Raw genomic sequence first — 20,383 nt, forward strand, 5'->3', positions numbered from 1 at the left:
CCATGAGAGCCATGTTAATGGGCTTTGCCGCGATAATTGTGATTTCGATTGGATCGTATTTCGTGCTGCAAGAGATGGGGTTCTCGGTTGAAGCCCGCAACTCGGGTGACGCGGTCAGGCTGGACTAGGCGATGAACGATGCGGCCCGGGCCACGCCCGACATGTACGGCACATCGCTTGCCGGCGCTTCGATATTGGTGATCGATGATGAAGTGGGCATGCGCCACTTTCTGACAAAGACGTTTGAGGCGCGGGTCAAGCGGGTGGATGCTGTCGGATCGCCTGCGCAAGCGTCCAAGGCTCTGGACGAGGCGCAATATGATTTGGTGATCATCGACAACCTGATGCCCGGTGGCACTGGCCTTGATTGGCTGAGCGAACAGCAGCGCAAAGGGTTCTTTGCTGATGTGATCATGATTACTGCATATGCGGATCTGGAAACCGCCATTGCCGCCTTGCGTGCCGGGGTTAGCGATTTTGTTCTTAAACCCTTCCGCGCCAACCAGATTCTGAGCGCTGTGGCCCGGACACTGGACCGCAAATACCTGCAACGGGACAACACACTGCTGCGCCGTGAACTGTCGACTGGCGCACAGCGGGGCAAATTGCTGGGCACGTCCGATCCGATGGAAACTGTACGCACTATGCTTAACCGTCTTGCCCCTTTGCCGACGCCTGTGCTGTTCACCGGGGCCAGCGGTACGGGCAAGGAACTGGCCGCCCGTCATTTGCATGACGCATCCAACCGGGCCGAGGCCCCCTTTGTGCCGATCAATTGCGCAACGCTGCAACCTGACCGCTTTGCCCAAGAACTCTTTGGTTCGGTCGAAGGAGAGGACCATCTGAAACCCGGTTTGCTGCTGCTGGCCGATGGCGGGACACTGTTTCTGGACGAGGTTGCGCAGATGCCCGAAACGGTGCAGGCAGCCCTGCTGCGCGTGTTAGAGGAGAAAAAAGTGCGCCCCGTAGGGGCCGAGCGTGAGATCCCGTTGAACCTGCGGTTTCTGTTCGCGACCAACGACGATATCGAAGCGGCCGTGGCCGCGGGCCGATTCCGCGAAGACCTTTATCACCGCATTCACGTGGTCAAGATCGACATGCCCCATCTGCGCGACCGCATGGAGGATATCGTCGAACTGGCTGCACATTTTATGGCACATTTTTCGGAAAGCCTTGGCATGCCTTCGCTTGAGCTAGACGCCGAGACGTTGCTGAAACTGCGCCGATACGACTGGCCCGGCAATGTGCGCGAACTGCGTAATCTGATTGAACGGTCGGTAATCCTGGGCGCGTTTCCGGATGCGTTTTCGGGCGATGGCAGCGTGACGGGTACGCAAGCCATCGAGAACCTTGATCTGGTGACCCAACGCCACATCCTACGCATGCTGGACCGCTGTGACGGCAACCGCGCCGAAGCGGCGCGTCGTCTGGGCGTGTCGCGCAAAACCATTGACCGTAAACTGGCGGTTTGGTCTGCGTAGCGGCAGAGGTAGGGCTACTTTTCGAGTGCGTCGTTTAATTCTCTGCCATCGATCAAAAAGCTGGGGGCCGATTACTGATCCTATCGGTCCACGCCACTGCTGCTGTCGCCATTGATTTTAAGTGATCCGCGTGGGTGAAACCTGATACGCGTTTGCGAGGTCTAAGATCATGGTCTCCATCTTCGAACCAGCTTAACTCAATCGCGGGAGAAAGCTCATACTCACTGACTTCATGCTTTGAACCAAACTGATCTCGCGTTCCCTGACAGATCAGTGTTGGTGTTCGCAGCAATTGCAGGTGTTCAGTGCGCAGTTTCTCGGGCTTGCCAATTGGATGGAACGGATACCCCACGCAGATCAAACCGGCGATCTGATCCGCTTTGAACAGTTCGTCCGCAATCATACTGGCAACACGGCCACCCATCGACTTCCCGCCAATGAAAAGCGGGCCATCAACGTGGAGCGCGTCGATCGCAGCCATGTACTCGTGGTTCAACTTGTCAGCGCGAGGAGGCGGTCTTCGGGTGCCTTTCGTCCGGCGCTGGGCCATGTAAGCGAATTCAAAGCGAACAACTCTGAGTTCTTGTGCAGCAAGAGCTTCCGCGATCGCCGTCATTCCAGTGGAATCCATCGGAGCACCTGCGCCGTGTGCCAGAAGCACAGTTGCTCTTGTCGGCTTATGGCCAAGTTCCAGAAATTCGATTGGCATTGTTACTACTGTTCCACAGATTTTTCGTCAGCATAGTCATGCTGGCGGAGGGCAAACTACTTCGATCAGGGATGGTCCACCGCTGGAGAGCCCGGCCGCGAAAGCCGTCGCAAAACTATCAGCGTCATCGACACGCACACACTGAACACCGTGACCTTTCGCCAAGGATACCCAGTCAAGCATCGGGTTTTCCACGTCAAACATGGCCTGAGCATTCTGGCCAAAGCTCTCTACACCCACATTCGCGAGCTCATTGCGAAGAATTTGATAACCGCGGTTTGCAAACACGATCACTGTTATGTCCAGATTTTCGCGCGCCATGGTCCACAGTGATTGCAGAGTATACATGGCGGAGCCGTCCCCTGTCAGGGCAATCACCTTTCTGTCCGGGCAGGCGATTGCGGCACCGGTAGCACAAGGTAAGCACAGCCCTATTGCTCCGCCAGTGCCCGCAAGCAGATCATGTGGGCGCGCGGTGGCTGTGGGCGGTATGACATGAAATCCTGAGGTCACGGATTCATTGCAGACAATGGCATTTTCTGGAATCAGCGCAGCCAGCGTCAAACCAACTTTTTCGAGAGTCAGCTGACCGCTGGGAATTGCAGGAAGATCAAGTGGAACAGTTTCCGTCTCTGTCTTGTTGGTTACACCGACGGCATCAGCAAGCGATTGGAGCGTCCATTCTATGTCATCTGTTGGCGCGCATAAATCTATAGTGGGGCAATTCGAAGGCTCGGGAACGCTGGGTTTTCCGGGGTAGGCAAAGAAGGCGACGGGTCGGTCTGTCCCAAGCAGGGTAATCGATGACGTTTCTTTAAGTTGCGCGATTTTAGGTGTTACGGGATACACCAATTGGTCCAATTTAGTTGTGCCTGCACCCTTGGAAATACGCGGTATCAGAGTGTCGGCCATCAATCGGCAGCCCGTCGCGGACGCAATCTTACCGGCCAGTTCACGGAGTGGTCCGAACAGAGCTGATCCGCCGATCATCAGCGCGGCATGCTGCGTCGCAAGGCGCGCCGCCGCGGCCTCGACATCTTTGGGAGAGGGCCGGTGAAGTGTTTCTTTGGTGTTCAGCCGTTCTGCTGCAGCGTTGGCTGGGTTCCAGGCTGTATCGGCTGGCAGAACAAGTGTTGCAATTTGTCCGTTTTGCGAGCGCGCGGCCTGAACCGCGGCGGCACCATCCAAAGCTACATCTTCGGCAATAGAAGACACTCGTGTCCAATGACTGACCGCATGGCTGATACCAAGTATGTCTCCCTTCAAAGGGCTTTCATATCGCTGATGATGGGTTGCGTGATCCCCAACGACATTGACGATCCCTGATCCGGCTTTCCGTGCGTTATGCAGATTGGCAAATGCATTCCCAAAACCTGGCGCAAGATGCAGGAGAGTGCCTGAAACATCCCGTTTCATGCGAAAATATCCGTCCGCTGCGCCTGTTGTGCCGCCTTCGAATAAGCAAAGAACGCAGTTCATCTCGGTGTGTTGATCCAAGGCGGCGACGAAATGCATTTCCGAGGTGCCGGGATTTGCAAAGACTGTATCCACGCCACTGTTCAGAAGCGTTTTTACCAGTGATTGGGCGCCGTTCATCATATTTCCCCTGGTCCGGTAGAATGTGTTCAATTGACGTGAATGCTCGCACGAAAACCTTTTAAAACAAATTACTTATCTGTCGGAGGGAGCGTTTTGTCGTTGTGACTTAGCCGAAGACAATCAAGGTGAGCCCAAAAGGGCCGCTATCGAAACACTAGGGTGGTTGGCGGTGTGCGTAGTCTTGAGTTCCAGTCCTGTGTATTGCCAGTTGCCGGTTCAAATGCCCCGTAAACGCTGACTTGGATATTTATGCGCGCCGAAGCGAAGGTCTGGTGAGAGTTCTTAGTGACGGATGCCGCTAGTGGACCGCACAGCAATAAAATCAGGTCACCACAAGATCAGCTTCCGCGCACTTCGGAAATCGACGTCTCTCCAAGTTTCTGTACGAGGCTCCTTTCGATTTCCTCAAGAACCCCGGAAACGCGCGTGTGCAATGCGTGCTCGATCGAACAGGCAGGTGCGTCACTTGCCTCATCAGCTGCAACCAAGCGTTCATCGAGCGCGAGGTAGACATCGGCAAGGGAAATATCTTGAGGCTTGAGTGCTAGGCGCCATCCACCTGTATGGCCTTTTTCAGAGATCAGAAGGCCTGCCTCGCGCAGTTTTCCCAGCACGCGGCGAACCACGACTGGATTGGTGCCCGCGTGATCTGCAATATCAGACGACGTCCGCATTCGATCTGGCTCTCCTGCCATATGGCTCAGAGTATGCAAGGCAAGCGACAGGCGCGAGTTTCGCTTCATGTGTGGTTTTTCTCCAATCGGGTATTACAAGTAACTTATGCAGTTGCATTATTCTAGTAACTACATAAGTTGCGAGAATTATCACATCAACGTTGGAACAGTTTATGTCAGATGAACGCCTTCCGGTCACGGTGCTTTCCGGTTTTCTGAGCGCAGGAAAAACAACTCGTCTCAATCGCGTCCTCAACAACCGCGACGGACGGCGGGTCGCGGCGATCGTCAACGACATGTCTGAAGTGAATATTGATGCGGATCTCGTTCGGGCCGACACTGAACTTAGCCGAACAGATGAGACCCTTGTGGAGATGTCAAACGGCTGCATCTGCTGCACTCTGCGCGATGACCTGCTCGAAGAAGTGCGCCGGCTCGCGGCAGAAAGACGCTTTGACTATCTTTTGATCGAATCCACCGGGATTTCCGAGCCGCTGCCCGTCGCCGCCACCTTCGATTTCCGCGACGAATCTGGCGATAGCCTGTCGGATGTCGCCCGGCTCGACACAATGGTCACAGTGGTGGACGCAGTTAACCTTCTGACCGACTACGCCAGCCACGATTTCCTGCATGACCGGGCCGAAACGCTGGGCGAGGAAGACGAACGCACCCTTGTGCACCTGCTGACGGATCAAATCGAGTTTGCGGATGTTTTAATCTTGAACAAGGTCGATGATGCTGGTCCCGACAAGGTTGACGCGGCACGTAAGATCATAAGAAGCCTGAACGCCGATGCGGAAATTATCGAGACCAACCAATCTAACGTCGCTGCAGAGAAGATCCTAAACACCGGCCCTTTTTGACTTCGATCAGGCGCATGAACACGCAATGTGGGCCAGGGAACTCTACGGCTTTGCGGACCATGTACCCGAGACTGAAGAATACGGCGTGGTGTCCTATGTTTACCGCGCCAAAGTTCCATTTTTGCCTGAGAAAGTCCTAGCCGTTTTGAACGGAAACCTGCCCGGCGTCATCCGGGCCAGGGGCATTTCTGGATTGCCACCCGACCCGAATGGGTTGCTGAATTTTCGCTCGCCGGATCGCTTTCGAGTGTCAAACCCATCGGGACCTAGCGGGCAAATGTGCCTAGGCTCCAGAGTCATTGATTTAGAGCCAGAACAAGATGGTTGCTGCGAGAGCAATCGCAGATAGGAAAACCCTGAGACAACGGTAGTATCGGGTGGAAATCCGGCGCCAGTCTTTCAAGCGACCGAACATGATCTCAATCCGATTGCGACGTTTATAGCGGCGCTTGTCATATTTGATGGGCTTGTCGCGCGACTTTCGGCCAGGGATGCAGGGCGTTATTCCCTTATCTACAAGGGCCTCACGGAACCAATCCGCGTCATACCCTCGGTCGCTCAATAACCAGTCTGCGGCTGGTAGGCTATTCACTAGGGCTCCGGCACCGGTGTAATCGCTGACTGGGCCTGCGGTCATGAAGAACCGAATAGGACGCCCAATCGCGTCCGCAACGGCATGCAACTTCGTGTTCATACCACCTTTTGTCCGCCCGATCAGACGTCAACGCCCCCCTTTTTTAACCGTAGGCTGAAGCCGTGCGGTGTGCTTTGAGGTAGGTGGCGTCGAGTGAGATTGTTTTGTTGTCAGGAGCCTCGGCAGCCAATCCCGTCATTATCCTGGCGAACACCCCCATGTCGCTCCACCGCTTCCATCGATTGTAGAGGGTTTTTGGCGGCCCATACTCAGCGGGCGCATCACTCCATCTTAACCCATTGCGGTTAATGAATATAATGCCACTCAATACGCGACGATCATCCACTCGTGGCTTACCTTGGCTCTTCGGAAAATACGGCCGAAGCCGCGCCATTTGCTGGTCGCTCAGCCAAAATAGATTGCTCATCAGACCCCCTTAAGTTCGGGAGCTTGAATCACGCAGCCAAAACAGCCTCAAGTGGATTAATGGGTCTGGAGCCTAGGCCGCCATTGGTTCCAAAAACCCTGACGACGGACACTTGAAATCCGTTTCAACATTCCCATTGCTTCCCCTCCCTAAAAGCAACATCTGGAGGAGTAATTACATTCCAATCTTTGAATGTGGCTTTGATTTACATCAATCAGTTTAATAGCACGGGATCTGACGATCGACCGCTTTGGGCTCTGAGCAGTCCTTCGCTGCGCTCTGCTTGAACGACCGCTATGCGGACGAAACTGCCGTCCGCATGTCGGTCCCTCGGAAGCCGCCGCTTCTTTGAGGCCAAGGGAAGTTTCCATTCGTCAGGTAAGAACCGACCAAAGCACGTGAGCGGCCATATAGATAACTATCAATGAGCCGATGGTGTAAAATGTCGCTCGGACTTCATGCGATAGCTGCGACGCATATGCCCCGAAGTGAGCAAGCCGGGCCAGAAGGAAACCATACATCAACACCTGTGCAAGCAAGAGGTTCGGGTTAACGACTACAAAGAGCAATCCGGCGATCAGAAACCCGGGAATATTCTCGAGGTCATTTCTGTGCATCCGACGGGAACGATCAACATACTCATTGACTTCCAGTTGGGCTTTATCTGGAGCCCGGTTGATAAGCCCCGGCCTCAGGTCTTCGGGACTGGCCCAGCCCGAATTGGCTCTCAGCATCCGGTACACCGTCATCCAACCTTGAAGCATGAGCTTCAGTACGGCTAATGCCGCCGCAGTGACATAAACCTCAAATACCGGGTTTTCCAAACTTAGCAAATCCATGGTGTTATCGCCTTTCGATGCTTGCTTACCGTTGGTAAGTAAATTAAACTTACCATTGGTAAGCGATCAAGGAAAAACTGATGAGCGACCTTAGAACCGACGCGAAGATACTTAGTGTGTCGCAGGAGTTACTCGCGTCTGACGGCTTGGGCGCCGTCTCTTTCGACGCAATTGCACGTGAGTTGGGCCTTTCGAAGCAGGCGGTGCTTTATTGGTTTCCCTCTAAGGGCGATTTGCTTGCAGCCATGTTTGTCGACTGGCTGGGCGCAGAAGCCCATGAGGCAGAAAGGTCCTTAGAGTCGGCCGATACAGCCAATGAAGCCGTTGAGCTCTTTGTGCGCGCAATAACGAGGTTTCACATGGGTGATCTTGATCGTTTTCGGATGATGTATCTTGCACCGCAGATGCTAAAAACAGGAGTTCAAGAGGCAAAGAATACGGATGCTCTTGAACGCATCCACTCAACGACATCGCGAATGTATGGCGCCTTTGCAGCGCACCTTGGTGGACCGTTGGAACAATCACGCCAATCTGCATTTGCGATTCATTCGGCTGCTTTGGGGTTGATAATGATGTTTGGATTATCTGAGGGCATTGGTGACCCGTTAAAGCACTCCGAAGATGATCTCGTGACTGCACTGATTGCTAAACTGTCCAATTAGGCAACGAAAAGGTCGATGCTAATGGAAAATACGATCGAGTTGTCTTTCGCTAAAAGTGAGCAGGACTTGGAAACGGTAAGAGGTTTGATGCGAGAGTATCTTGTCTGGCACGGGACCCGCTATTCTGATTATCACGAGCTTCTAGAACGGTACTTCGACTATGAGGGCTACCAATTGGAAATGGATTGTCTTCCCGGGGAATATGACTCACCTAAAGGCTGCCTCCTTCTGGCCAGGCGTGGCGACGATGTAGACGGCTGCGTCGCGTTGCGTGACTTGGGGGCCGGTATTGCCGAAATGAAGCGAATGTTCGTCCGTTCGCGAGCGCAGGGATTAGGAATTGGAAAACGCCTTGCAAAAAGCGTGATTCAAATCGCAAGCGCTCTTGGTTACAAAACAATGCGTCTCGATACTGGGCCTTTACAAACCGAGGCCGTCAACATGTACCAGAAACTTGGGTTCAAATTCATCGAACCCTACTATGATCTTCCGCCCGCACTGGGAGAAATGCTCGTGTTCATGGAGTGTGACTTGATAGAAAGTAAACTCTGACTTCTTTGGGCTCAGAGCAGCCATTCGCTGCGAGGTGTATGAGCGCCAGCTTTGAGCGTTTGCAGTCATTCGGTTTCTTTGGTCGACTGTCCGAGTTGCGGGACGAAGCCGCCATTCGGGACAACTATCCAAAGGGCTGCTTTTTGGGGCAATGTAACCCGAGACCTCAAAATCTCGTGCGCTGTATCCGCCACCAATTTGTAGTCTGTTGCGGTTCAGTTGGAGAACAAACGGTTAGTTTGCTCGACGCGAGCCTGTTGCTACATCAAACAGGTGTGATTTGCTAAGTTGGATCCAAAACCGCACGACAGTGCTTGTCATGTTCAATACATGAACACCTTGCAAATTGACGATGTAACTCTCGTTTGTGTCGGCTAGCGTTTGTGTCGGCTAGCCCAAAATGAAGCGGCGTATTAGTGCCGTACGGTTCGGGAATCCCAGCGTTCAATGCCGTAGCTTGGTCAGCCACCATGGTCGCTTCGACCTGCACACGGGTCAGATAAAGCGTCGCAATACCCGATCTCCCCCAAGTGTCATTTATCTTCCCAAAGCGGAAAAACTCGCTACGTTGAACTTGTTGGGTCAGGATCACGAAAAATGTGACGTTCCGACACTTCCGGTCCGGCCAAAGGTGGCGACTGGAAACTAAATGCGGGCGTTGAGCCCGGCCAAGGGAGGATTACCATGAAGAAATTAAGCACTATTGCCGTGACGTCTATCGTCGCGCTGACAGCAGGCGTGTCTGCCGCGCAGGCCGACAAATTGACGCTGTATTGCTCGGCGCAAGAAGACTGGTGCCAGCTGATGGCGCGAAGCTTTGAAGACGCCACAGGCATTGACGTGAACATGACCCGCAAATCGTCAGGCGAGACCTTCGCGCAGATCAAAGCCGAGTCTGCCAACCCAAAAGGGGACGTTTGGTGGGGTGGTACGGGCGATCCGCATTTGCAAGCTGCCGAAGAGAACCTGACAATGGCCTACGTGTCGCCGATGCGAGACCAGTTGCATGACTGGGCGATCAGTCAGGCGACATCCGCCGGTGACAAAACAATCGGGATTTATTCTGGCGCGCTTGGCTATGGGTACAACACGGACCTTTTGGCTGCCAACAACCTGCCCGAGCCATCATGCTGGAAGGACCTTTTGAAGCCTGAGTACAAAGGCCACGTTCAAATGGCGAACCCCAATTCATCGGGAACGGCCTATACGACGCTGGCTTCTATGGTGCAGCTGTTTGGTGAAGACGAAGGCTTTGAGTTTATGAAAGGCCTTCATGCCAACATCAACCAATACACCAAGTCCGGCTCTGCCCCGATCAAAGCGGCGGGTCGTGGTGAAAACACCATAGGTATTGTGTTCATGCACGATGCGGTGAAGCAGGCTGTTTCGGGTTTCCCTGTGAAGGTCGTCGCACCTTGTGAGGGCACTGGATATGAAATCGGTTCGATGTCGATCATTGAAGGCGCGCGAAATGAGGACGAAGCCAAGAAGTTCTATGACTGGGCTTTGTCCACGGACGCTCAAAACCTTGCGCTGGAAGTGAACGCGTTCCAGGTGCCGTCGAACACTGGCGCCGAGACGTCTCCGTCTGCGCCGGACATGTCGACGATTACTTTGATCGACTATGACTTTAAGACCTATGGCTCGTCTGCCGAGCGCAAGCGTCTGCTGCAGAAATGGGACGAAGACGTCTCGACGTTGCCGCAGTAAAACTTGCGAAACGTTTCAACTGAAACGACCGCCCATCCGGCCTTGATCTTTTGGATCGTCGCCGGGTGGGTCGGGTTCTGTATTTTGCCTTGGTACGGGGTCGAAGATGGATTCTTTGCGTTTGAATGGTTGGTTGATGGTTATCCCTTTGATGAGGATTACGCGCCTGCGGCGTTTTTGATTGGACAGGGCGAAAAGCTCTGGCTGGCGCCGCTTATACTGCCGTTGATCACGTCGCTTTTTGCGCTTCGCCGCAAGAAGAGCGATCCGCTTTATGCAAAGATACTGATTGGGTCCGGGGCCATTGGCTTTGGTTGGCTGATTGCTCAAGGCTTTGGCATCGGCATCAGGGGGTTCAACTTCGAATGGCTGACGGCGCTGTTTGGAGACCTTGGCGACCGCCAGTTCGGTATGGGATACGGCGCGCTTTTGCTCGCCTCGGCGTACCTTTTCCTGTTCACCCAAGGCATCGCTGCACGGGGTGCGATTAACGGAGATGTCTTTGTTGTCAGCGCGATTGGTGGCGTGATCGTTATCGTCACGGTTTTCGTGTTCTTCCCGATCGCAAAGATGCTTTTGGCCGCTTTCATCACCGAGGAAGGTGGCTACTCTGCTTCGGTCTTTGCGTCCAAGTTTTTTGATGACCGTCTTTGGGGCCTCGGCTGCTTGTCTGGGGGGCGTTGTGGGGCTGCTTGGAACTCGCTTTTCCTCGCCATCACGGTTGGCATCCTGACCACTGTTCTGGGGTTGGTGTTCGCTCTTGTGGTGACGCGCTCGGGCTTCCGCTACAAACGGGCACTGCGCGCGTTGACGGTTTTGCCGATCATCACGCCGCCCTTTGTTATTGGCCTTGCCCTGATCCTGCTGTTCGGCCTGTCCGGGACTGTCACGCAGTTCTTTGCCGATCTGTTTGGTGTACAGCCGACGCGCTGGCTGTATGGCATGCCCGGCGTGCTTATTGCACAAACGCTCGCCTTTACGCCCATTGCGTTCCTTGTCCTTATCGGCGTTGTCGAAGGGGTGTCTCCGTCGATGGAGGAGGCCGCGCAGACGCTGCGTGCGAACCGTTGGCAAACGTTTCGTACAGTTTCGCTGCCGTTGATGCGGCCGGGGCTGGCAAATGCCTTTTTGCTTGGCTTCATTGAGAGCATGGCGGATTTCGGCAATCCGCTGGTTCTGGGCGGCAATTTTGATGTTCTGTCGACCGAGATATTCTTTGCAATTGTAGGCGCTCAGTACGATCAGGGCCGCGCCGCTGTCCTTGCGATGGTGCTTTTGTTTTTCACACTCTCCGCGTTCTACGCGCAGCGTATGTGGCTTGGCAAAAAGAGCTATACAACCGTTTCCGGCAAGGGCGATGCTGGTGTCCATCCGCTGATGCCAAACGGCCTTGCTGTCCCGGTTTTTGTTGCAGCAGGCGTCTGGGGTCTGTTTACGGTCGTTGTGTACGGCATGATCCTTTACGGCAGCGTGGTCGAACTTTGGGGCGTCAACAACACGCTCACCTTCAAACACTATGTCACCGCGTTCTCTGTGCGCTTCGAAGAGACTGGCATCCGCTGGACAGGCGCGGCATGGGATAGTTTCTGGACGACGATCTATATCGCGGCCGCCGCTGCGCCGTTGACGGCCGCCGTTGGTCTCATCACGGCATATCTGCTGACACGGCAGTCTTTCGCAGGCAAAAACGCGTTCGAGTTTGGCACGATGCTGAGCTTTGCGATCCCGGGAACAGTTATCGGGGTCAGTTACATTCTGGCCTTTAACGTGCCGCCGATTGAGATCACCGGTACGGGCATCATACTTATTGTAAGCTTCATCTTTCGGAACATGCCCGTTGGGGTCCGCGCGGGTATCGCTTCGATGAGCCAGCTCGACAAATCGCTGGACGAAAGTTCTCTCACGCTTGGTGCGAATTCTTGGCAAACTTTCCGGCGGGTGATCTTGCCGCTCTTGAAACCCGCAATTCTGGCAGCACTGGTTTACAGTTTTGTGCGCGCCATGACTGCGATTTCTGCCGTGATCTTTTTGGTCTCAGCAGAGTACGACATGGCGACGAGCTATATTATCGGTCGTGTCGAGAACAATGATTACGGCCTCGCGATCGCCTATTCCACAACGCTGATCTTTGTCATGCTTGCTGCGGTCGGCCTGCTACAGGTGTTGGTCGGGCGGACGAAAATCGGACGCCGCACGCAATTTGGGGCAAAGGAACAAACATGAGCGAAACACTTATTGCCAGTAAAGCCGCCCCGGTTCGTTTCGAGAACGTGACCAAAAGCTTTGGACGCGACGTTGTCGCTGTGGACAACATCGATCTGCATGTGGAGGCGGGCAAGCTTGTGACCTTGCTTGGGCCTTCGGGCTGCGGGAAAACGACGACGTTGCGTATGATTGCAGGTCTGGAAATGGCAACGTCCGGGCGCATTCTGATCGGCGACCGGGATGTTACAACGTTGCCCGCGACAGATCGCGATGTGTCGATGGTATTCCAGTCCTATGCGCTGTTTCCTCATATGAGCGTGCTGGAAAATGTGTCTTATGGCCTGACTTTTTCTGGATACTCGAAATCGGAAACGCGCGACCGCGCGCTGGCCGGACTGGAGCTTGTTGGGCTGAAGGGGTTCGACACGCGCTTGCCCAGTGAGCTTTCGGGTGGTCAGCAACAAAGGGTCGCCGTCGCGCGTGCCTTGGTGTTGGAGCCACAGGTTCTGTTGTTTGACGAGCCGCTGTCCAACCTTGATGCGAAACTGCGCCGTCAGGTGCGCGAAGATATCCGTGCCATTCAACAAGACCTTGGCCTCACGGTTGTCTATGTCACCCACGATCAGGAAGAAGCGTTGGCCGTCTCTGATGAAATCGTGGTTATGCGCAACGCCTCCATCGCTCAGATTGGCACGCCGCGCAGCCTGTACGATGCGCCTGTGGACCGCTTTGTTGCCGATTTTATCGGAGAAGCGAACATCCTGCCCTGTACCATCGAGAGCGTAGATGGCGATTTGGCGGCGATTTCCATTGAGGGCTACACTCATGTGCTCCCCGCCCGTGGGCTAGCCGTAGGCGCCGCCAAGCTTGCTGTTCGCCCGTCCAGATTGGTGATTGGTGCGCAAGATGGTTTCAAGGCGACCGTCGCCAAGGCGACCTATGTCGGTGTGCGGATGGAATACACACTTGAGGCCAGTTTCGGTTCCATGTTCGCTGTCCATGAAGACGTGGACACGCCGCTGGAAGTTGGCACTGACGTGACCGTTGGGTTTTCTCAAAAAGGGCCGGTATTGCTGCCGGAGGCTTAATCAGTTTGCCCGAAAGCGGTCTTGGAGAGCTCAAGTAGCCGATCAAATACGGCTGGCGTTCCCACAACGACACGTCCGCCATCGCGTATCATGTCGTCCGCGTTCTGCACCTCTACGCAGCCTCCGGCCTCGGCAACAATGAGCTGACCCGCAACGCAATCCCAAGCGTTCATGTGCTCTTCGGAGTACCCCAAAAGGCGCCCCGCTGCGACATAAGCCAGGGAAAGAGCCCCCGACGCGTTCCGATAGAACATTGACCCTTCATCAACCAAAGCCGCAACGAGGCGAACAATCCCTTGGTCATCCACTCGGTTGGAATATCCGATGCCAACTGTGCCTTCGGAAATCTGCCGTGAGTCTTCAAGTTTCAGCGGCGCCCCATTCAGCTTTGCGCCTTCGCCTTTTACAGCGACAAACGTTTCGTCGTTTGCCGGATCGTGGATGACGCCGCATTCGGTTTCAGCGCCGCGAACGCCCGCAACGACAACCGTCCATGCCGGAATTCCGTTGATGAAGTTCGTGGTGCCATCGATCGGATCAATGACCCAAGTGAACCCGGAGGTGCCTGGGGTCGGAGCGTGCTCTTCGCCGACAATGGCGTCTTCAGGAAAAGCCTTGGCCAACAGATCGCGCGTCAGCAACTCGACATTGCGATCTGCCTGCGAGACAAAGTCCTGATGTCCTTTGTGGTCGATCACAAGCGTGTCTTGTTCGCGGAAATATTTGAGAGCTAAACGCCCGGCTTGTTTGCAGATATCCTTTAGGACTTCAATTCTTTCTGGCATGCGTTCTACTTTCGCAGGGGAAGACTGGATCTGCTCGGGCTACCATTGTTGCTGCCGCAAACCCAACATTCATTTTTTATGCTCCCCTTAAGCGGTACTTGAATGTGGCACGGGCAGACACTTCAGTAATAAGTATGCGCCTCAGGCGATTGTATTTTCCAATTGTTAAAGGAAAAGATTTCGCGATTGAGGTCCATCAATGCAGGCTTTGATTGGGATCGGGGTTTAAAGCGCACTAAGGCGATGCGGTGTTGATTTTGCAGTCGCAATCCTTCGTTCGTGGCAGCAGAATTTCAATTCTTTTCTTGGCTCAAAGCTGTCATTGGTGCAGGCTTGCACCGGCTTCTGTTTTGGGCTTGAAGCGGTCACATGAGTCATTTGGTCAGATGACTGCATAGTAGCGGATAGCGGACATCGCGTTTTGCAAACCTTAAATTTTGACCACGCAAGAATTTGGTTATCCACGCGGTCTCGGGTTTTTACGACCAATTGTTTGACCCGCCCTGCGGCCTTTTAGAGTCGGTGAAAGTTCATAATGCCGAACGTCCTCCACGCAGTGTTGCTGTGCCTTGGTGTGGAGCAAAATGTGGGGCATGAGCTAAGGGGTCTATAAATAGTTTATATTTATCAAAGCGTTATATGCAAATTGACCATAAGCGTGCACGAATCGCCGACTTCGCGTTGGGGTGTGTAAAATAATACATATAAGTCAATGACTTACACGCTCGTGGTGTCGATGTAACATCATAACCGTGCAAGGCAGGAAGCATAAGCATGCAAACGTGGGTCAAGCTGTTGTAGGGGTGCGCATAAAGCAGCACGGAACCCATAAGTCTGCACGCTTCTTTTCAGCCAATGAGAATGGGGTCGCAACCTATAAACAGGCGTTAATCTTAACGGCAGCTTTTTCCAGCATCAGACGTTCGCTGCGCCAATTCCCAACGTCTCAGTTGCGGACGGAGCTGCTATTCGAATTTGGTGGAACAGTGTCTGCTATCGCAAGGCAAGCTGAGTCTCTCACTGATGTTCCATCGATATGTGCCTCATTGCGGCTAACATAATAGCGGTCACGCAAACTATCGCCACAACAGGCTGTGACCTCCTTGTTAAAACACCCTATTGAAAAGGCATCTGCATGTATAATTCGTCACACTGGTTCGCTATATTCAATCAAGTGTGGATGCGCGTTGCAAAAGTTCCAAAAGACTCTCATTCAAAAACAAAAATGTTAGCCAGTCGTCAATGGGCGCATGGGAGAAAGAAAAAATATGCTTGGCACTACCTTCTGCCGTAAACGCTCCCTTAATCCCTTGGAGGTCTTCTCGCAGCAGTTCATTCTGTCGCGCGATGCAGACCATACCATAGACGGATTTGAGAGATGGAGGCTTTCGGACTGGCATTTTTCTGCTGGTAACGGATTGCGGGTCGCGACCCACTTTCATGATCGGCTGGCATTGAACATTGCGGTGCTGGGGATTGCCGTTGACAAAAACGACATCGTTCTTGATTCAACAACACTCGCCGCAGCGACTGCAAAAATGAAAGACTATGGCGAGGTTGCGAAATATCTGTCTGAGTGTGCCGGGCGGTACGCCTTTGTTCTGATAGACACGCAAAATGCACGTATTTATGGCGATCCGGGAAATACGCTTGGTTTTGTTTTTGACATTGACACGGGCACAGTCGGTTCCACACTCCATTTGACAATAAATAGACGCATTATCGCGAATGATGACTACCCGCTGGCCTATCCAGCTGCGATCAACGCGGGGCCGCGGTTCGCGTTCGGGCATACCGCCGACGCACGGGTAAAGCGCCCACTGGGAAACCACTATCTCGACCTACACTCGCTCGAAACGCACCGGTTTTGGCCTACCGAAAGTACTGTTCTCGAAGTTTCCGAGGACGACACCGCCGCCGAAGAGGCAGCTGTCGAGACGTTCTTTGAACGACATCAGTCGGTGATTGCGACTTTGGCCAAGTCATTCACACCAACGATCCTGCCGCTCAGTGGTGGACGCGAGACAAGGCTATTGCTGGCCGCTGCGCTCGAAAATCGGGATGACGTGGACTTCATGTTTTCCCATGTAACCAATTGGGCCACATCATTAGACGTGGCAGTCGCGCGTCTCATGGCGTCGGCAGTCGGGCGGGACATGACTACGATCAATGGCAAGGATGCCGTTCAAGAGTTAGCCGATGCAGGAGGTATTATGCAGATGCGTGAAGCTGCTAAGTTCTCTCGCGGCTTCCGTCCACGTGCTGCTCCAATTGCGGATAGTACGCTTGCCGTAACTCAAATGGTGCCCGAGGGTGGAATTCTATTGCGTGGGTACACAACTGACCTTTTGAAAGCCGTACTCTGGGAGCGGGGTATAAATCGATATGGCAATGGAGAACCGCACGACCGCCGCCATGGGTTGAAAATGTTGTTTCTAACAGGAAACGACCGAAGTAAGGGGCTTCAGAAGTATGGCCAATATTCGGAAGAACCATGGTTTCTGAATGCTTATGGCGAGTGGATGGAAACACTTCCCGTATCTGCACGCGGGCGCATCTATGATTTTCAGTTCATGGAACAATTTCAGGCGCACGGCCACGGCGAGTCACTCTATTCAAACACGCGCAACTTTTACATGGGTCCTGGGAACGATAGGGCCATTTACGCTGCGGCTGTGTCTTTACCACCCGTTCGTAGGCGCAAGTTGGTGTATCATGCGCGTATCTTAAAACGCTATGCTACTGCATTGTCCGAGATACCTTACAACAATGACATCAAACTGCTGTCGGAACAGGAACGCGACGATGCGGGCCTTGAGTTTCCCACAAACTTCAAGTGAATTTCTGACGAATTTTTGTTTAGGACTGCAGAATGCTTCCTCTCGCCATCATCTTTCATTTTCAAAGTTCATCGACAATAAAAGCACGACAATTTCGGCACGCCTATCTGAAAGCGGCCATTCGTTCAGATCGCAGCATCAGGCAAAAATGGGCTCAGAGCAGTCATACGCTGCAATCAGCGTTAACGGCGGCTTTGCGGACGAACCAGACTTCAGAAAATGATGCTCTGACATATCCATATTTGCATGTTAAGTTGCGTGGAAAATTGCGTTTTTCACGGGATATGAGCACTGATGGGACAGAGCAGCAACGCGCAAACAAAGCTGATACATAAAGGTTGAATGCACATGGACTATTATGAGCTAACCAAAGCCTTTGGCGCGTTCTTTGCGATAATGAACCCCTTCGTAAATCTACCGATCTTTCTTGCATTGACGACGGGGTTTACCGTGGCTCAGCAGAGAATGCTTGCCATGAAGATCACTTTGTTCTCTGCCATTATGTGCGCAGTGATCCTGTTTGCCGGGCAAAAAATCATCGGCTTTTTTGGCATCACTGTTGATCAGTTCCGGATCGCCGGTGGCGCGGTTCTGGCACATATCGCATGGTCGATGTTGAACGGGAAAGAAGTCACCTCGCATCACGGGACGGATAAAGAGCAGACCCATATGTCCGACTTGTCCGCGCTGGCCTTCTATCCGATTACCTTCCCTATGATTGTCGGCCCCGGAACGATAGCGACTTTGATAATCTATGCAGGTCATGCAAAAGATCTTGAAAGCTTGATCGCGATTGGGGTCGTGGTCAGTATGTTACTCGTACTGTTGTTTGTTGTCCTATTTTTTGCGTCATTCTTTGGCAAGGTTCTAACCAGCACGATGCGCGTTATCATGACGCGTCTGATGGGCATGATTTTGCTGGCGATTGCAGTGGAAATGATCGTGGCGGGTGTCAAGGTGGTATTGCCTGGTCTTGCTTAAGGAGTAACCGATGAGGTTTGCGCCACTCACTGATCAAATGGAGCCACGCGTTCTTGCTATGGGTGTCGATCCAGCAGAGTCGGGATGCAAGCGCGGACACTTTGCAAAAGTGATTGAAACGCGGATGTCTTTGTCGGGCAACCTGCGCGCTCATCCAGTTCGCTCTGCGTCCGAAGCTCTGGAAGGTTCAAGTGTTTACGTCTCGGGAGGGGAGACCCGAAACCACTTGAACCTTCGCAATGAAAGCCGCTGTCGTCAGACTGAAAACACATGGCGCGCCATACTTACTCGTTACTATTTACACATCAGGCCACACACACACGCGGCTTACTCTCTACGTTACCGAGACACCAAACACTGTCTCGATGATTAACGAATACTTGGCCGGGTCACTTTGGAACAACTCATCAAAATTTCACTTAAGTGCGTATGATTTCATACTATGGTTGGATGATTTGTTTACCATCAGTTTGAGGCGCCTCTAGGTTGCGTATAACATTGAAAATAAAATATAAAACTGAGTGTCCATGAGAGCCGATGTTCCGTGCCGCAATCTGGTCACAGAGCGGTCAAAACAATGACATAAAATGACCTTGGACTTGTCATGTTTCACAAAAAGGACTTTCGAGTGCTTTGGGCTCAGAGCAGCCATTCGCTGCAAGTTGCCCTACTGTCTGCTTCGCGGACAGACCAGCCGACAAGAAGCCACATTCACGAAACAAGGTGATTTGCTTTTAGCTTGCTCCGCGAGCGGCCTCTGGATGTTCCGCCAAAAAGCCTCGCAGCACGGCAAACAATTTGCGCGCATGGGGAAGATTGTCGTCGTGCAGGGCGACGCGGATATCGTCACAAATCATCCGCTGCACCTTTTGTTGCCCATGGTGCATTTGCATCATGTAATCGCCCATTAAGGCAGCGTCGAATGCAGAGATGTGTTCGTGTTCCGCCAGCGCGTCGATTTCATCGCGCGTTAAGGCAGACATGTCCTCAACGTCTTCCACTGTGATCATTGCTATTTCTCCTCGTAAACGTGCAACATTGTATCAAGCCAAGGTGAGTGGAGCCTTGATATCGCTCAAGCCAACCAAACGCCCGCATTCGGGTGCGGAGCCGAAATTTGGCGGCGTGGCAGGTATCTCTCTATGGAGCCAGCAGAGTGAATGCCTTAACTTGCTCAAAGATCTGAACGGCAATGCAAACTTTCTCATCACTCGGATACATTCAAAGTGACAATATACCTCATTCGACACGCTCAATCGGCCTTCAATGCAGTTTATGATCCAAGCAAACCGGATCCGATGATTTTCGATGCACCGATCACAAAGCTTGGAGAGGCTCAGGCTCAGAAGGCACGTGCCGAAATCCATCAGCTTGAGCTTGCAAACGTCATCGTTTCGCCGTTCACCAGAACACTGCAAACTGCCCATTTGATTTTTGGAAACACACGGCCGTTTCAAATCAATGCTACCGTGCGAGAGCAGCTCAGTAACAGTTGCGATGTCGGGCGTCCGCCACATGAACTTGCAAAAGATTACCCGCATCTTGATTTTGACCATCTGGATGATTGCTGGTGGCATGACGGCGAAAAAGACCACAGAGGCATATCCGTTGAACCTCACGATACCTTGCAGGAAAGAGCCGACGGATTTGCCGCCTTCCTCAAGCGCGAGCGTATTCACTCAACGGCAATTGTGACTCATGGCAACTTCATCCGCGCGCTGACCGGAATCCAACCTCAAAACTGCGAAGTGGTAAAATTTGACCCTCGCTAGGGGCCGGGTCATTGGTGTGGAACGACAGTTTACGGCAAGCGCAAGTTTTTCCGCAGCACGTAAGTCTGACGGTTTGAATGCTTAACGCCCGATTAATGCCTGAGGAAGTCAATCTTCGTCGTCGGGTCATGTCGCGGGCAGGAACAACGCAAGGCCCTCCAGATTTCGCTGCGCCTTCAATGAATGGCCGCTGTAATAGCCGCTTTGCAGCGTAGCTTTCACGATGGCCTCAGTGGCTGACTTGCCGCACCAGCGAAATATACGATTCTACTCTGACGGCCTTGGGCTCTAAGAGGTCATTAGCTGCGTTGAACACGAGTGTCCGCTATTGGTCCCGATACGACCTCCAAGATAATGCCTCGGCCAAAGAAAAGCCCGCAGGTGATGTGGGATGTTCAGAGTTTGAGCGTGCTTGGTCGGGAAGACGTCATCGTTAAACATTTCGTTGCTCCACGCAAACACTCCCATCGACAGAACTTTTCTAACTTCAATAATCAGGTAGTTTTTGCCTGCTCCTATCCACCAGTAAATTGACTTGTGAGTTTTAAACCGCGGTGAGTTT

General features: G+C 53.1%; 17 protein-coding genes and 2 pseudogenes. 12 read left to right on the forward strand and 7 right to left on the reverse strand.

The window, feature by feature from the left end; genetic code table 11:
* The first annotated feature begins 2 nt into the window (after nucleotides 1-2).
* Nucleotides 3-128, forward strand: coding sequence for a hypothetical protein (locus ABJD00_RS03710; RefSeq protein ID WP_255415557.1), 126 nt, complete (start codon nucleotides 3-5; stop codon nucleotides 126-128).
* Between the two features lie 3 nt (nucleotides 129-131).
* Nucleotides 132-1,481 carry a sigma-54-dependent transcriptional regulator gene (locus tag ABJD00_RS03715; protein WP_413848901.1) on the forward strand — a complete coding sequence of 450 codons (1,350 nt, stop codon included), beginning with the start codon at nucleotides 132-134 and terminating at the stop codon, nucleotides 1,479-1,481.
* Nucleotides 1,482-1,533: 52 nt separating this feature from the next.
* On the opposite strand, the gene ABJD00_RS03720 is transcribed toward ABJD00_RS03715, so the two are convergent.
* The 3 genes from ABJD00_RS03720 to ABJD00_RS03730 all read right to left on the reverse strand — a co-directional run bounded on the left by ABJD00_RS03720 (nucleotide 1,534) and on the right by ABJD00_RS03730 (nucleotide 4,532).
* Entirely contained in the window at nucleotides 1,534-2,190 is a 657-nt protein-coding gene (locus ABJD00_RS03720) for an alpha/beta family hydrolase (RefSeq protein WP_413848903.1), read from the reverse strand.
* A 36-nt stretch (nucleotides 2,191-2,226) separates the two neighbouring features.
* Complete coding sequence (locus ABJD00_RS03725) at nucleotides 2,227-3,786, reverse strand: acetolactate synthase large subunit (RefSeq protein WP_413848905.1); 1,560 nt, start codon at nucleotides 3,784-3,786, stop codon at nucleotides 2,227-2,229.
* 341 nt (nucleotides 3,787-4,127) lie between these two features.
* Nucleotides 4,128-4,532, reverse strand: a complete 405-nt coding sequence (locus ABJD00_RS03730; RefSeq protein ID WP_413848907.1) for an RrF2 family transcriptional regulator — start codon at nucleotides 4,530-4,532, stop codon at nucleotides 4,128-4,130.
* A 104-nt stretch (nucleotides 4,533-4,636) separates the two neighbouring features.
* Here ABJD00_RS03730 and ABJD00_RS03735 point away from each other — a divergent pair.
* Nucleotides 4,637-5,593 (forward strand): annotated as a pseudogene (locus ABJD00_RS03735) (GTP-binding protein); the annotation flags it as partial.
* A 37-nt stretch (nucleotides 5,594-5,630) separates the two neighbouring features.
* On the opposite strand, the pseudogene ABJD00_RS03740 reads toward ABJD00_RS03735, so the two are convergent.
* Both ABJD00_RS03740 and ABJD00_RS03745 read right to left on the reverse strand, forming a co-directional pair.
* Nucleotides 5,631-6,387 (reverse strand): annotated as a pseudogene (locus tag ABJD00_RS03740) (IS5 family transposase).
* Nucleotides 6,388-6,761: 374 nt separating this feature from the next.
* A complete protein-coding gene (locus tag ABJD00_RS03745; protein ID WP_413848909.1) occupies nucleotides 6,762-7,226 on the reverse strand; it encodes an MAPEG family protein in 465 nt (154 codons plus the stop codon).
* Between the two features lie 80 nt (nucleotides 7,227-7,306).
* Between ABJD00_RS03745 and ABJD00_RS03750 the strand changes: the two genes are divergently transcribed.
* The 5 genes from ABJD00_RS03750 to ABJD00_RS03770 all read left to right on the forward strand — a co-directional run bounded on the left by ABJD00_RS03750 (nucleotide 7,307) and on the right by ABJD00_RS03770 (nucleotide 13,443).
* A complete protein-coding gene (locus ABJD00_RS03750) occupies nucleotides 7,307-7,888 on the forward strand; it encodes a TetR/AcrR family transcriptional regulator (protein WP_413848911.1) in 582 nt (193 codons plus the stop codon).
* 21 nt (nucleotides 7,889-7,909) lie between these two features.
* The gene (locus tag ABJD00_RS03755) at nucleotides 7,910-8,440 is read left to right on the forward strand and encodes a GNAT family N-acetyltransferase (protein WP_413848913.1); all 531 of its coding nucleotides are present in this window, start codon (nucleotides 7,910-7,912) and stop codon (nucleotides 8,438-8,440) included.
* Between the two features lie 684 nt (nucleotides 8,441-9,124).
* The gene (locus ABJD00_RS03760) at nucleotides 9,125-10,150 is read left to right on the forward strand and encodes an ABC transporter substrate-binding protein (RefSeq protein WP_413848914.1); all 1,026 of its coding nucleotides are present in this window, start codon (nucleotides 9,125-9,127) and stop codon (nucleotides 10,148-10,150) included.
* 3 nt (nucleotides 10,151-10,153) lie between these two features.
* The gene (locus ABJD00_RS03765; protein WP_413853618.1) at nucleotides 10,154-12,373 is read left to right on the forward strand and encodes an ABC transporter permease; all 2,220 of its coding nucleotides are present in this window, start codon (nucleotides 10,154-10,156) and stop codon (nucleotides 12,371-12,373) included.
* A complete protein-coding gene (locus tag ABJD00_RS03770; RefSeq protein ID WP_413848917.1) occupies nucleotides 12,370-13,443 on the forward strand; it encodes an ABC transporter ATP-binding protein in 1,074 nt (357 codons plus the stop codon). Before ABJD00_RS03765 ends, ABJD00_RS03770 begins: the two co-directional genes overlap by 4 nt.
* Here the strand turns inward: ABJD00_RS03770 and ABJD00_RS03775 are convergent.
* Complete coding sequence (locus ABJD00_RS03775) at nucleotides 13,440-14,228, reverse strand: inositol monophosphatase family protein (protein ID WP_413848919.1); 789 nt, start codon at nucleotides 14,226-14,228, stop codon at nucleotides 13,440-13,442. The genes ABJD00_RS03770 and ABJD00_RS03775 overlap by 4 nt on opposite strands.
* Before the next feature lie 1,268 nt (nucleotides 14,229-15,496).
* On the opposite strand from ABJD00_RS03775, the gene ABJD00_RS03780 reads away from it, so the two are divergent.
* The 3 genes from ABJD00_RS03780 to ABJD00_RS03790 are packed head-to-tail and all read left to right on the forward strand — an operon-like array spanning nucleotide 15,497 to nucleotide 18,049.
* Nucleotides 15,497-17,068, forward strand: a complete 1,572-nt coding sequence (locus ABJD00_RS03780) for a hypothetical protein (RefSeq protein WP_413853620.1) — start codon at nucleotides 15,497-15,499, stop codon at nucleotides 17,066-17,068.
* Between the two features lie 32 nt (nucleotides 17,069-17,100).
* Nucleotides 17,101-17,403 (forward strand): hypothetical protein, encoded by a 303-nt coding sequence (locus ABJD00_RS03785; RefSeq protein ID WP_413848923.1) that lies wholly within the window; start codon nucleotides 17,101-17,103, stop codon nucleotides 17,401-17,403.
* 13 nt (nucleotides 17,404-17,416) lie between these two features.
* Nucleotides 17,417-18,049: a MarC family protein gene (locus ABJD00_RS03790; RefSeq protein WP_413848925.1), complete on the forward strand. Its 633-nt coding sequence runs from the start codon at nucleotides 17,417-17,419 to the stop codon at nucleotides 18,047-18,049.
* A 734-nt stretch (nucleotides 18,050-18,783) separates the two neighbouring features.
* Here the strand turns inward: ABJD00_RS03790 and ABJD00_RS03795 are convergent.
* Nucleotides 18,784-19,059 (reverse strand): hypothetical protein, encoded by a 276-nt coding sequence (locus ABJD00_RS03795; RefSeq protein WP_413848927.1) that lies wholly within the window; start codon nucleotides 19,057-19,059, stop codon nucleotides 18,784-18,786.
* A 216-nt stretch (nucleotides 19,060-19,275) separates the two neighbouring features.
* On the opposite strand from ABJD00_RS03795, the gene ABJD00_RS03800 reads away from it, so the two are divergent.
* Nucleotides 19,276-19,821 carry a histidine phosphatase family protein gene (locus ABJD00_RS03800; RefSeq protein WP_413848929.1) on the forward strand — a complete coding sequence of 182 codons (546 nt, stop codon included), beginning with the start codon at nucleotides 19,276-19,278 and terminating at the stop codon, nucleotides 19,819-19,821.
* The last annotated feature ends 562 nt before the right edge of the window (nucleotides 19,822-20,383 follow it).

Source organism: Tateyamaria sp., from assembly GCF_039945315.1.
Lineage (GTDB): Bacteria > Pseudomonadota > Alphaproteobacteria > Rhodobacterales > Rhodobacteraceae > Tateyamaria.

What these genes read in the sequence shown, in the direction of transcription:
- ABJD00_RS03725 (WP_413848905.1), bottom strand. Translation starts at nt 3,786, where the DNA reads ATGAACGGCGCCCAATCACTGGTAAAAACGCTTCTGAACAGTGGCGTG.
- ABJD00_RS03730 (WP_413848907.1), bottom strand. Translation starts at nt 4,532, where the DNA reads ATGAAGCGAAACTCGCGCCTGTCGCTTGCCTTGCATACTCTGAGCCAT.
- ABJD00_RS03795 (WP_413848927.1), bottom strand. Translation starts at nt 19,059, where the DNA reads ATGATCACAGTGGAAGACGTTGAGGACATGTCTGCCTTAACGCGCGAT.
- ABJD00_RS03750 (WP_413848911.1), top strand. Translation starts at nt 7,307, where the DNA reads ATGAGCGACCTTAGAACCGACGCGAAGATACTTAGTGTGTCGCAGGAG.
- ABJD00_RS03745 (WP_413848909.1), bottom strand. Translation starts at nt 7,226, where the DNA reads ATGGATTTGCTAAGTTTGGAAAACCCGGTATTTGAGGTTTATGTCACT.
- ABJD00_RS03780 (WP_413853620.1), top strand. Translation starts at nt 15,497, where the DNA reads ATGCTTGGCACTACCTTCTGCCGTAAACGCTCCCTTAATCCCTTGGAG.
- ABJD00_RS03785 (WP_413848923.1), top strand. Translation starts at nt 17,101, where the DNA reads ATGCTTCCTCTCGCCATCATCTTTCATTTTCAAAGTTCATCGACAATA.
- ABJD00_RS03790 (WP_413848925.1), top strand. Translation starts at nt 17,417, where the DNA reads ATGGACTATTATGAGCTAACCAAAGCCTTTGGCGCGTTCTTTGCGATA.
- ABJD00_RS03770 (WP_413848917.1), top strand. Translation starts at nt 12,370, where the DNA reads ATGAGCGAAACACTTATTGCCAGTAAAGCCGCCCCGGTTCGTTTCGAG.
- ABJD00_RS03775 (WP_413848919.1), bottom strand. Translation starts at nt 14,228, where the DNA reads ATGCCAGAAAGAATTGAAGTCCTAAAGGATATCTGCAAACAAGCCGGG.
- ABJD00_RS03755 (WP_413848913.1), top strand. Translation starts at nt 7,910, where the DNA reads ATGGAAAATACGATCGAGTTGTCTTTCGCTAAAAGTGAGCAGGACTTG.
- ABJD00_RS03715 (WP_413848901.1), top strand. Translation starts at nt 132, where the DNA reads ATGAACGATGCGGCCCGGGCCACGCCCGACATGTACGGCACATCGCTT.
- ABJD00_RS03710 (WP_255415557.1), top strand. Translation starts at nt 3, where the DNA reads ATGAGAGCCATGTTAATGGGCTTTGCCGCGATAATTGTGATTTCGATT.
- ABJD00_RS03720 (WP_413848903.1), bottom strand. Translation starts at nt 2,190, where the DNA reads ATGCCAATCGAATTTCTGGAACTTGGCCATAAGCCGACAAGAGCAACT.
- ABJD00_RS03760 (WP_413848914.1), top strand. Translation starts at nt 9,125, where the DNA reads ATGAAGAAATTAAGCACTATTGCCGTGACGTCTATCGTCGCGCTGACA.